Origin of the sequence: Kribbia dieselivorans NBRC 106261, from assembly GCF_001552435.1 — a bacterium.
In the GTDB taxonomy this organism is placed as follows: Bacteria; Actinomycetota; Actinomycetes; order Actinomycetales; family Dermatophilaceae; genus Kribbia; species Kribbia dieselivorans.
The window spans coordinates 1-10,611 of record NZ_BCRE01000077.1 but is presented as its reverse complement, the minus strand read 5'-3'; the positions used below and the strand labels follow the sequence as shown (position 1 = coordinate 10,611).

The 10,611-nt window shown below is 69.3% G+C and carries 13 protein-coding genes; 8 read left to right on the top strand and 5 right to left on the bottom strand.

Annotated elements, in window-relative coordinates:
* From KD1_RS07495 to KD1_RS07485, 3 genes are all read right to left on the bottom strand, one after another.
* Nucleotides 1–309: hypothetical protein (locus KD1_RS07495; RefSeq protein WP_217995833.1), on the bottom strand; the 309-nt coding region annotated here is incomplete at its 3' end.
* A 246-nt stretch (nt 310–555) separates the two neighbouring features.
* A complete protein-coding gene (locus KD1_RS07490; protein ID WP_217995832.1) occupies nt 556–1,155 on the bottom strand; it encodes a TetR/AcrR family transcriptional regulator in 600 nt (199 codons plus the stop codon).
* Nucleotides 1,156–1,160: 5 nt separating this feature from the next.
* Nucleotides 1,161–1,583 carry a hypothetical protein gene (locus KD1_RS07485; protein ID WP_068399871.1) on the bottom strand — a complete coding sequence of 141 codons (423 nt, stop codon included), beginning with the start codon at nt 1,581–1,583 and terminating at the stop codon, nt 1,161–1,163.
* 117 nt (nt 1,584–1,700) lie between these two features.
* Between KD1_RS07485 and KD1_RS07480 the strand changes: the two genes are divergently transcribed.
* A complete protein-coding gene (locus KD1_RS07480; RefSeq protein WP_068399868.1) occupies nt 1,701–2,375 on the top strand; it encodes an SGNH/GDSL hydrolase family protein in 675 nt (224 codons plus the stop codon).
* Nucleotides 2,376–2,414: 39 nt separating this feature from the next.
* Here the strand turns inward: KD1_RS07480 and KD1_RS07475 are convergent, their stop codons facing one another.
* The gene (locus KD1_RS07475; protein WP_068399863.1) at nt 2,415–3,365 is read right to left on the bottom strand and encodes an AraC family transcriptional regulator; all 951 of its coding nucleotides are present in this window, start codon (nt 3,363–3,365) and stop codon (nt 2,415–2,417) included.
* A gap of 169 nt (nt 3,366–3,534) precedes the next feature.
* Between KD1_RS07475 and KD1_RS07470 the strand changes: the two genes are divergently transcribed.
* The 6 genes from KD1_RS07470 (at nt 3,535) to KD1_RS07445 (ending at nt 8,462) form a co-directional block, all read left to right on the top strand.
* Nucleotides 3,535–3,984, top strand: a complete 450-nt coding sequence (locus KD1_RS07470) for a hypothetical protein (protein WP_068399858.1) — start codon at nt 3,535–3,537, stop codon at nt 3,982–3,984.
* A 32-nt stretch (nt 3,985–4,016) separates the two neighbouring features.
* Entirely contained in the window at nt 4,017–5,021 is a 1,005-nt protein-coding gene (locus KD1_RS07465) for a ferritin family protein (protein WP_068399854.1), read from the top strand.
* A gap of 14 nt (nt 5,022–5,035) precedes the next feature.
* On the top strand, nt 5,036–5,329 hold the full coding sequence (locus KD1_RS07460; RefSeq protein WP_068399849.1) for an MmoB/DmpM family protein: 294 nt from the start codon (nt 5,036–5,038) through the stop codon (nt 5,327–5,329).
* 97 nt (nt 5,330–5,426) lie between these two features.
* Nucleotides 5,427–6,992, top strand: a complete 1,566-nt coding sequence (locus KD1_RS07455; protein ID WP_068399844.1) for a YHS domain-containing protein — start codon at nt 5,427–5,429, stop codon at nt 6,990–6,992.
* Nucleotide 6,993: 1 nt separating this feature from the next.
* Nucleotides 6,994–7,320, top strand: coding sequence for a phenol hydroxylase subunit P4 (locus KD1_RS07450; RefSeq protein ID WP_217995831.1), 327 nt, complete (start codon nt 6,994–6,996; stop codon nt 7,318–7,320).
* A gap of 44 nt (nt 7,321–7,364) precedes the next feature.
* Nucleotides 7,365–8,462 carry an NADH:ubiquinone reductase (Na(+)-transporting) subunit F gene (locus tag KD1_RS07445; protein WP_068399837.1) on the top strand — a complete coding sequence of 366 codons (1,098 nt, stop codon included), beginning with the start codon at nt 7,365–7,367 and terminating at the stop codon, nt 8,460–8,462.
* A gap of 21 nt (nt 8,463–8,483) precedes the next feature.
* Here the strand turns inward: KD1_RS07445 and KD1_RS07440 are convergent, their stop codons facing one another.
* Nucleotides 8,484–9,974: an NAD-dependent succinate-semialdehyde dehydrogenase gene (locus KD1_RS07440; protein ID WP_068399875.1), complete on the bottom strand. Its 1,491-nt coding sequence runs from the start codon at nt 9,972–9,974 to the stop codon at nt 8,484–8,486.
* A gap of 91 nt (nt 9,975–10,065) precedes the next feature.
* Between KD1_RS07440 and KD1_RS07435 the strand changes: the two genes are divergently transcribed.
* The gene (locus KD1_RS07435) at nt 10,066–10,596 is read left to right on the top strand and encodes an SRPBCC family protein (RefSeq protein ID WP_068399834.1); all 531 of its coding nucleotides are present in this window, start codon (nt 10,066–10,068) and stop codon (nt 10,594–10,596) included.
* Nucleotides 10,597–10,611: the final 15 nt, after the last annotated feature.

The following is a 10,611-nucleotide window of genomic DNA, read 5'->3' as shown; positions in this document are numbered from 1 at the left end:
GACGGGCGCCGGCTTCGCGACCGTGGCTGCCGGGGTGGGGGTCACCTGGACCTGCTTCGGGGCCGGCTTCGGCGCGGCCGCGGAGGCATGACGACCGGTCCGGCGCTGCGCGCGCATGACCGCGTGCAGTTCATCGCGTTCCGTCTCGCGGCGGAGTCGACGGGACTCCGGCGGTACGGCGGCCGAGGCGGCGTCGATGACGCGTGCCGGTCCACCGAGCCGCGCCGAGTCGTTGACCAGTTTCCCCACGTCGAACAGCCCGCGGAGCGACTCGCCGTGCTCATCGCACAGATCGACCCGCCGGGTCATGCCCTGGAATCCCAGGAGCCACGGGGACGTGGGCTGGCCCACGCGGTGACACACATCGCACACGGTCACGCTGATGAACACATTCTCTCCATTGACGGCGCAACGATCTGTTGCCCGGGGCGGCCACGAAACACGCGGTGAGGAGCCTACTCCGCTCGCGCCGACGAGGATCCTCCCAGAGTTTGTTGAACAACGGGTAACGAGCGTTGTCACCGAAATGTCATCATCGATCGGCCACCACGCCGGTCACCGTCGGCCGACCACTCCCCGGGCGAACTCGACCTGGCGGCGGACGACCTCGTCCGCGCTCAGCGCTCCGTCGGCGCGATACCAGGAGGCGACCCCGATCGCCATCGTCGTGATGGCCCGGCCGGCGTCCTTGGCGTACGGCGTGGCGAACACGCCGCCGGCGTGCCCGTCCGCGATGACCTCGTCGATCATCGCCTGCACCCGGTTGCGGGAGGCCACGTACTCGCGGCGCTGATCGGGGTCCAGGCTGCGCGCTTCGCTGGCGGCCACGAACGCGGCCTCCCGGCGGAACATGTGGAACCGCACGAGGCACTCGACAAGACGATCGAATCGATCCTGAGGCGTGGTCGCCGTCGCCAGGGCCGCCTCACACCGTGTCGTGAGGTCGTTCATCACCGTGGTGACCAGGGCGACGAGGATGTCCTGCTTGGAGGCGTGGTAGTGGTACAGGCCCGGCACCGAGAGCTTGGCGCGGGCCGCGATGTCGCGGATGCTCGTGCCGTGGTAGCCGTTCTCGGCGAACTCCTGCAACGCCGCGTCGAGCACCTTCGGCAGGTCCTCGGGCAGGTACTCCCGCCAGTCCGTCGAGGCGCCCACGACGGTCAGTGACCCGGCAGGAGGACGACTTCGACGCCGTTGACCTCGGCGGCGCGCTGCAGCCAACCCTTCATCGAATCCTTGGCCTCCTGTGACGCGAAGACGAGCAGCGTGCGGGCCTGCGGGTAGTCGGCCTTGATGAGGGAGAACTTGAGGATCTCCTCGGTGACGAGCTTCTGCGCCCGTCCCACCATCTCCCGGCCACGGCCGTGGGCCATGACGAAGACGGTGCGGTCCCGGTCCACCCCGTGCGGCCGCACGACCACGCCGCCGGTCAACTCCACCGGCTCCTCGACCAGCTCGATGCCCAGGTGCGCCGCGGCCTCGGCCACGATCTCGGGCACCTCCAGGAGGGCGATCTTCGGGGCGGGGGCGGGCGCGCCGGTGGGGGTCTCGGTGGTCGCGTCAGTGGGGGTGTTCTCGGTCATGGGGCGGCTTCTCCAGGGGGTGGCACGGACGTCTCGATCCGGGTGGCGCGGAATGCGACCACCTTCGCAGCGTAGTCGCACATGCGAGCCCGTCCCGGCGGGCGTACCATTGGCAGGATGATCCGGGGGGTCCTTCGAAGCCGTCGTCAGGCGGCCAGTCACGCCGATTTCTGGGCCGCGGCCCGCGATGCGCTGCGCCCACAGGCCCTGACGTTCGCCGTCCTCGGTGACTCCGCCGCCCAGGGCGTCGGGGTCGAGGACCCGCGTCAGGGGTATGTCGGCACGTTGTCCGAGCGGCTGCGGGCCCTGACCGGGGCCGAGGTCGACGTCGTCAATCTCAGCGTCTCCGGGGCCCACATCGCCGACGTCGTCCGCGATCAGCTGCCCCGGTTGGCCTACCTCGATCGCGAGCCCGATGTCATCACCTGCGTCATCGGCGGCAACGATGTCGCGGCCGTGCGTCGATGGTTCCGGATCGACGACTTCCGCCGCGACGCCGACGCGATCGCCCAGGCCCTGCCACGGCACGCCGTGCTGGGTTCGGTGCCGAGCTTCGGGCCGCTGCCCAACAACCGCTGGGCCCGGCGGGCCACCGACGTGCAGCGCACGGTCGCCACGCGCTACGGCCTCGGTTTCGCCGACCTCTTCACCCCGACCCAGGCGACGTGGCCGTGGCCCGGGCCCACGCTGCTCTCCGGCGATTGGTTCCACCCGAACGCGCGCGGCTACCGGGTCTGGGCGGACGCGCTCTGGCCTCGGATCCAGGACGTGGCGCTGGCGCGCACGCGGTGAGCGCGACTCCGGCGTTCGGGTCGGAGTCCGGTGTGCGGATCAGCCCCGGCGGGCCCATGTCTGGCTGGGCGTGCAGCCGTACCGTTGCCGGTACGCTCCGGCGAAGCGTCCCAGGTGGGAGAAGCCCCAGGCCATCGAGATCTCCGTGACACTCGAGCCGCGGCCGTGGACGAGGTCGTCGTGCACCCGCTCCAGGCGCAGATCCTGCAGGTAGGCCAAGGGCGGTAGACCCACGTGCTCCCGGAACGACTGCTGCAGTCGCCGAACGCTGACCCCGGCGATCTCCGCGAGGTCGGCCGGTGACCACGCCCGCGCCGGGTCGGCCTCCATCGCGGCGATGACGCGGTGCACGGTTCGCGGTCGGGTCGGACCGGACGGCCCCGCCTCCTCGGGCACCGCCGCCAGCAGCAGACCGGTGACGAGCATGCTCGCGACCGACTCGGCCATCTTCGGGTCCTCGTAGAGCACCCCGCCGCCCTCGCGGGCGTTGTCGAAGGTGGTACGGGCCAGGCGGAACCAGGCCTCACCCGCCGGGGTACGCAGATCGATCTCCAGCGGCACCGTGACGCCCCGTCGGGCGAAGGTCCGCTCGCTCTCCCGCTGCAGCAGGTGAGAGTCGATCCGCAGGCCCAGAAGGTCGACCTCCGGGCCCCACGCCGGCATCCGGGCGGGGGTATCCGCCGGGAAGGCGGTGGCCAGGCCCGGTCCGGCGTCGCTGTCGTGACCGCCGACACTCGATGCCAGACGCCCGGCGAGGGGGATGTTGACCGCCATCGCGCCGGGGTGGTCACTGGCGATGCTGACCGTGGCCCCGAATCGGATGTGCGCCAGACGACAGGAGCCCAGATCGATCGCCTCGATCCCCGAGAGCGCAGCCCCGGCGGCGGCCGATCGCGGTTTCAGCGCATGCGGGAAGTACGCATCGCTGAGCACGCCGTGCACACCCTCCCAGTCCTCGAAGGTGGGTCGCGATTCGAGCAAGTGCCTCATTGCACTCCTTTCCGGTGCACGCGGAAGAACCCACCGCGCGCACATGCATCCGCAACACCATCGCACGGGTTGCGCTGAATGGATAGTCACGGCGTTCAGCGGATCGCGGCGTAGGACAGGCACACCTACCTTCGTGCTTCGAACGACCCCACCTCCCAGGAGAAGTGCAATGACGCCCTTCATGACTCGCGTGGCCGAACTCGTCGGCACCCACCCGGACGCGGTCCCCCCGGCCGCCGGCGCAGGCACGACCATGCCGCAGACCCGTCTCAGCACGCGGGTGGACACCGGCACCGGCGCGGACCGTCACGTGGCACTGCGTTCGCTGACCGAGCAGTACGTGTGCGAGGCCAATGCGGTGCTCGGCTCCGACCACACACACCTCGACCTCGTCGACGAGCCGCTGCCGGACGAACTCGCCTTCAGCGTCACGTTCGGTGACCACGCCGTCCGCTGCTCCACCCGGTTCGTCGATGGGCGCGCCTACGGCCGCCTCGTCGGTGATGTCGTCGAGGACGACGAGCCCCGCGAACTCGAAAGCGCCGATGCCGTGCCGGACCTGCTCGTTCGGCTCCTGGAGGCGGAGATCGCGCCGCCCAGCATGCCGGCCTCCGCCTGACATCGCCCCACCCCACCCGAGGAGAACGTCCAGTGCAGTACGAACTCAAGACCCAGGTCATCGAGCCCCAGCGGCACACCTTCACGCACGTCGCCAAGCGCTTCGGCGACAAGCCGGCCTCGCGCTATCTCGAGGGCAGCATCGACGTCCAGCCCACCGAGCACTTCCACTACCGACCCACGTGGGACCCGACCAAGGAGATCTACGACGAGTCCTTCAGCGTCTTTCGGCTGGCCGATCCGTACTCCTACCTCGACCCGCGCCAGTACTACTACGCGCCGTACGTCACCGCTCGCTCCGGACACCACGACGCGTTCGGCACGTCGCTGGAGTACATCGAGAACCGGGGCCTGCTCGGGCGACTGCCCGACGGGTGGTCGGCCGTGCTCGGCGAGCTCGTCGTTCCGCTGCGGCACCTCGAGAGCGCCGGCCAGCTCATCCTCTGCGGCATGGCTCGCTTCGGCTACGGAGCGACGATCACCCAGGCCGCGGCCTACTCCGCCTTCGACCGGGTGGGCAACGCCCAGATGATCAGCCGTGTCGGGATCGCCCTCGGTGGCGGCACCACCGAGACGTTGACCGCGGCCAAGGACCACTGGATGGGCGACGAATCGCTGCAGGGCCTGCGCCGACTGGCCGAGGAGACCATCGTCGAGGCCGATTGGGGGGTCGCCCTGATCCAGCTCGATGCCCTCGACCAGCTCGTCTACGACCTGCTCTGGTCCCACCTCGACGACGCGGCGGTCACCGGCGGCGCGCCGGCCTACTCGCTCATCGCCCAGCACATGACGAACTGGTACACCGACAACCGCACGTGGATCGATGCGCTGTACGCGGCCTGGCGCGCCGACCCGGAGCTGGGGGCGCACAACGCCGACCTGCTGGCCGAGCACGGCCGGAACGCCGTCGACACGGCACTCGCGGCGCTCACCCCCTTCGCGCAGCGCCTCGATGCCCGGCTCGACGCCGGTGCCCTCGAGCGCGTCGCCGCGACCGCGGCCGCCTCCCTCGCCACCTTCGCCGCCGATCAGGCCTGAGAGCAGGAGCAGACATGACCGAACAGACCACCAGCACCCGCGACGTCGGCGTCGTCATCCAGGAATCCGAGAGCAACCGACCGGTCGTCGAGGCGATCGAACAGGACAACCCCGACTGCAGCGTCCTGCACACCCCGGGCCTGATCCGGATCACCGCCCCCGGCCGACTGGTCATCACCCAGGAGACGGTCGAGGAGAAGCTCGGCCGGGAGTGGGAGACACACGAGTTCCAGATGGCGATCGTCTCCTACTTCGGCAACATCCAGGAGTGGGACGAGGACGAGATCGTCATCGCGTGGGACCACTGAGCCCGACCTGACCCGCCCACCCGCCACACCCGATCGAACAACGACGTTCCGCAACACCGACGTTCCGCAACACCGACGTTCCACGAGGAGCAACACCATGACGCTCGCACCCGAGAAGAAGACCAAGAAGCCCAGGAAACTGTCGATGAAGGCCCGCTACGAGGCCCTCACGCGCGGCCTCGACTGGGAGCCCAGCTACGTCACGAAGGAGGAGATGTTTCCGCACCTCGAGTACGAAGGCATCAAGATCCACGACTGGGCCGCCTGGGAGGACCCCTTCCGCCTGACGATCGACGCCTACACCAAGTACCAGGCGGAGAAGGACCGTCGCCTGTACGCCGTTCTCGACGGCTTCGCCCAAGGACAGGGACACCTCAACCTCACCGACGCCGGCTACCTCAACGCGATGAAGCTGTTCCTCCAGGGCGTGACCCCGCTGGAGTATGCCGCGCACCGCAACTTCGCCTACCTCGCGCGGCACTTCGCCGGACCGGGCCCGCGCTTCGCCGCGCTGTGCCAGTCGATCGACGAGATCCGGCACATGCAGACCGAGGTGCACACGCTGAGCAACTACAACAAGTACTACTCCGGCCTGCACAACTGGCCGGAGAACCACGACCGTATGTGGTACCTCTCGGTGCCCAAGAGCTTCTTCGACGACGCCCTCTCCTGCGGGCCCTTCGAGTTCCTCATCGCCATCGGCTTCTCGTTCGAGTACCTGCTGACCAATCTGCTCTTCGTCCCGTTCATGTCCGGAGCGTCGTTCAACGGCGATCTCCCGACGATGACCTTCGGGTTCTCGGCGCAGTCCGACGAGTCCCGTCACATGACCCTCGGTCTCGAGGCGATCAAGTTCCTCCTCGAGCAGGACGAGGACAACGTCCCGATCGTGCAGGCCTGGCTCGACAAGTGGTTCTGGCGGGCGTACCGCGTCACCGCGCTGGTGTCACAGATGCTCGACTACATGCTGCCCCGCAAGGTCATGAGCTGGAAGGAGTCCTTCGAGCTGTACTTCGAGGAGCAGATGCTCAAGGGCCTCTTCGAGGACCTCGCCTTCTACGGCATCACGCCGCCGCGCCACGTCGCCGACGCCGTGCAGGAGAAGGACGTCCTCTCCCACCAGGTGTACTGGATCCTGTACCAGTTCTCCTTCGCTGCCGGGTTCACCACGACGATGCCCACGCCGGAGCACCAGCAGTGGCTCTCGCAGGCCTACCCGGACACCTTCGACACGCACTTCAAGCCGCTGTGGGACAAGGAGGCGCGCAACATCGCCAGCGGTGGGCGGCACTTCACCCGCGGGCTGCCGCAGCTGTGCCAGGTCTGCCAGATCCCCATGGCTTTCACGGAGCCCGGTGACCCCACCACACTCTGCCAGCGCGAGTCCGAGTTCGAGGGCGAGATCTACCACACCTGCTCCAACGGGTGTCAGTGGATCTTCGAGCGCGAGCCGGAGAAGTACCGCCAGGCCTGGCTGCCGGTCCACCAGATCTACCAGGGCAACTGCGGTGGCCCGAGCGTTCCCGAGGTCCTCGAGTGGTACCACCTGCAGGACGGCGACGCCGGCGAGTACCTCGGTTCGCGCGACCACACCAACTGGCTCACTTGGCAGGGCGAGGCCGCCGCCGAGACGGCCTCCCACGAGAACAAGGCAGGTGCCTGACATGTCGATCACAAGCCTCGGGGAGTACGACTTCCCCTCCCGTTCCCGCCAGGAACTCTACGGCGACGACCAGCTCGTCACGTTGTGGTTCCAGGACACGATGTGGTGGTGCTCCCCGGTGATGTTCCGGGCACCCCGCGCCATGACCTGGGCCGACTTCTGGGCGCAGATGATCGTGCCGCTGGCGGAGGAGGACCCGGACTTCGACGCCGCCACCGCGCGGACCTGGACCCTGCACGGCGCTCCGTTCGAACCCCAGGACGGGATGACCCTCACCGAGCTCGGCATCCGTCACAAGGACGTCATCGGCACCCGAGTCGCCGCCTGACCCCACCCACACCGCTCCCCTTCGTCTCGCTCCAAGGAGTCCCCATGCCCACACACACCATCACCGTCGAACCGGTCGGCCGCGAGGTCCAATGCGACGAGGACCAGACGATCCTCGACGCCTGCCTGCGGGCGGGGGTGTGGCTGCCGCACAGCTGCACCCATGGCACCTGCGCCACCTGCAAGGTCGACAAGCTCGACGGTGAGGTGGACCTGGGCGAGGCGAGTTCGTTCGCGCTCATGGACTTCGAGCGGGACGAAGGGAAGCTGCTCACCTGCTGCGCCAAACCCCGCGGGGACGTGACGATCGAGGCCGATCTGGACGTCGACGAGGACCTCGTCGTCCACCCGGTCGAGGACTACACCGGTACCGTGGTCGTCCTCGAGGACATCGCCCTGGGGACCAAGCGACTGGTCGTCGAACTCGACCGGGAGATCGGCTTCAACGCCGGTCAGTACATGAAGTTCACCGTGCCGGCCACCGCCGGCCAGGCCTCGTGTGACCGGACGTGGTCGATCGGCTCCCCACCCGGCGAGCGCACCCGACTGGAGTTCCACATCCGCAACGTCCCGGGCGGGCGCGGTACCGACGGCTGGGTCTTCTCGACCCTGGCCGAGGGGGACACCGTCGCCCTGTCCGGCCCCTACGGCCGCTTCGTGCTGAAGACGGGCGACGACCGACACGCGATCCTCGTCGGCGGCGGCACCGGCGTGGCCCCGCTGAAGTCGATGGTCCGCCACGCGCTGGAGGCCGGGGAGTACGGGGGTGAGCTGACCCTCTACGCCGGCGGCCGCACCCGCGCCCACCTCTACGACGTGGACGTCTTCCGCGCGTTGGAGGAGGAGTACGAGGAGTTCACGTACCGGCCCTGCCTCTCGGACGAGACTCCGCAGGAGGTGGCGGACTCGGGCGACGACCCGGACGCCTACGCCTACGGCCTGGTCACCGAGGTCATCGAGGCCGACCACGCGCGCCTCGGCGGGTGCCGCGGCTACCTGTGCGGCTCGCCGCCGATGGTCGACGCCGCGCTGAAGACCCTGATGAGCCGACGGCTCTTCCCCCGGGACATCTTCCGCGAGGACTTCTTCGACGAGTCGGACAAGAACGGCTCGGGCCTGAAGAGCCCGCTCATCAAGCGTTGAGTTGCCGTCGCCGGGCGGCGCCTACAGGGCCCAACCGACGTACTTGGTTTCCAGGTACTCCTCGATGCCCTCCGCGCCGCCCTCGCGCCCGAACCCGGACTGCTTGACGCCGCCGAACGGGGCGGCCGGGTTGGACACGATGCCCTGGTTGACCCCGACCATGCCGAACTCGAGCCCCTCGCTGACCCGGATGACCCGCGAGGCGTCCCGCGTGAAGACGTAGGCGACCAGTCCGTACTCCGTGCCGTTGGCCAGCGCGAGCGCCTCGGCCTCGTCGCGGAAGGTCGCCACCGGCGCGACCGGCCCGAAGATCTCCTCGTGCAGCACGCGCGCGTCGGCCGGCACGTCGGCGAGGACCGTGGGCGCGTAGAAGTTGCCGGGCCCGTCGATCGCCGCGCCGCCGACGACCGTCCGCGCCCCTCGAGACTGCGCATCGGAGACGAGCTCGGTCACCTTCTCGATCGCGGCGGGGGTGATCAGGGGGCCCACGTCGACGCCATCGGCACTCCCGTCGCCCACGGTCAACGCGCCCATGCGCTGCGCGAGTCGCTCGGTGAACTCGTCGGCGATGGATTCGTGCACGTACATCCGGTTCGCCGCCGTGCAGGCCTCGCCGATGTTGCGCATCTTGGCGAGCATCGCGCCGTCGACCGCCGCCTCGAGGTCGGCGTCCTCGAAGACGATGAACGGGGCGTTGCCGCCGAGCTCCATGGAGACGCGCAGGAGTTGTTCAGCCGACTGCTCGACGAGCGCGCGACCGACCGCGGTGGAGCCGGTGAAGGTCAGCTTGCGGGCGCGCGGGTCGCGGATCAACGGCTCCATCACCGCGCCGGCGTGCGCGGTCGTCACGACGTTGACGACCCCGGCCGGGACGCCGGCCTCCTCGAGCACCTGGGTCAGGGCGAGCATCGTCAACGGAGTCTCGTGCGCCGGCTTGATGACCATCGTGCAGCCGGCGGCGATGGCCGGGCCGATCTTGCGGGTGCCCATCGCCAGGGGGAAATTCCACGGGGTGATCATCAGCGTCGGGCCGACGGGCTGCTTCATCGTCAGCAGCCGGGTGCCACCGCTGGGGGCCACGGCGTAGCGCCCCGCGATGCGCACGGCCTCCTCCGAGAACCAGCGGAAGAACTCGGCTCCGTAGGTCACCTCGCCGCGGGCCTCGGCCAAGGGTTTGCCCATCTCGAGGGTCATCAAGGCGGCGAACTCGTCGGCGCGATCGGTGAGGGCCTCGAAGGCCGTGCGCAGGATCTCGCCGCGCTCACGCGGGTCGGTCGCGGCCCAACTCGGCTGCGCGGCGACCGCGGCGTCGAGCGCGCGGCGCCCGTCGTCGACCGATCCGTCCGCCACGCTCGTGACGATCTCGCCGGTGGCGGGGTTGAGCACCTCGAAGGTCGCGTTGCCCTGCGCCGGACCCCACTCGCCGCCGATGTGGAGGCCGGTGGGGAGCGTCGCGAGGAGGCGCGACGTCGAGTCGGCGGCATCCAGGGCGGGTCGGACGACGGCGGGCATGGTGCTCATCGGTGCTCCTGTGTGGTGACTGTTCGGTGGCGAATGGACGTTCCGGTTTCGCGCGTCGGTGATCTTCGGCAGGATCTCCTCCATGACCGATTCTTCCGCTTCGTCGACCCCTGATGCGGCGAACGCGCGCCGTCTGGAGCATTCGATCTCCGTTTCCCGTGACATCGCGGCTCCGCCCGCCGCGGTCTGGGCCGTCCTGACCGATGTCGAGGACTCGGCCGAGCACCTCTCCGGCGTCGAGGCCGTCGAGATGCTCACCGAGGGCGACTACCGCGTCGGCACCCGCTGGCGCGAGACCCGGACCATGATGGGCCGGCGCGAGACCCAGGAGATGGAGGTCACGCACGTCAAGGCGAACCGGGCCACGGTGATCGCGGCCGACGCCGGGGGCATGGACACGACGACGACGTTCACCCTCGAGCCGGCGCTGCACGGGTCGCATACGCGGATCGCCATGGCGTTCGAGGGGATCCTGTCCCAGCCCACGCGGGTGCAGCGCGTGATGATGAGCCTGTTCGGCAATCTGGGTCTGAAGGCCACGCGTCGAGCGATGGAGCAGGACCTCGCCGACATCGCCGCGGTCGCCGAGCAGCGGCCGACCCTGCGCCACTGACCCCGCCTGCCCCGG

Excerpts from the sequence above, each read along its gene's own strand:
- KD1_RS07460 (WP_068399849.1), top strand. The coding sequence starts at position 5,036 with ATGACCGAACAGACCACCAGCACCCGCGACGTCGGCGTCGTCATCCAG.
- KD1_RS07435 (WP_068399834.1), top strand. The coding sequence starts at position 10,066 with ATGACCGATTCTTCCGCTTCGTCGACCCCTGATGCGGCGAACGCGCGC.
- KD1_RS07445 (WP_068399837.1), top strand. The coding sequence starts at position 7,365 with ATGCCCACACACACCATCACCGTCGAACCGGTCGGCCGCGAGGTCCAA.
- KD1_RS07485 (WP_068399871.1), bottom strand. The coding sequence starts at position 1,583 with ATGACCGAGAACACCCCCACTGACGCGACCACCGAGACCCCCACCGGC.
- KD1_RS07475 (WP_068399863.1), bottom strand. The coding sequence starts at position 3,365 with ATGAGGCACTTGCTCGAATCGCGACCCACCTTCGAGGACTGGGAGGGT.
- KD1_RS07440 (WP_068399875.1), bottom strand. The coding sequence starts at position 9,974 with ATGCCCGCCGTCGTCCGACCCGCCCTGGATGCCGCCGACTCGACGTCG.
- KD1_RS07470 (WP_068399858.1), top strand. The coding sequence starts at position 3,535 with ATGACGCCCTTCATGACTCGCGTGGCCGAACTCGTCGGCACCCACCCG.
- KD1_RS07480 (WP_068399868.1), top strand. The coding sequence starts at position 1,701 with ATGATCCGGGGGGTCCTTCGAAGCCGTCGTCAGGCGGCCAGTCACGCC.
- KD1_RS07455 (WP_068399844.1), top strand. The coding sequence starts at position 5,427 with ATGACGCTCGCACCCGAGAAGAAGACCAAGAAGCCCAGGAAACTGTCG.
- KD1_RS07450 (WP_217995831.1), top strand. The coding sequence starts at position 6,994 with ATGTCGATCACAAGCCTCGGGGAGTACGACTTCCCCTCCCGTTCCCGC.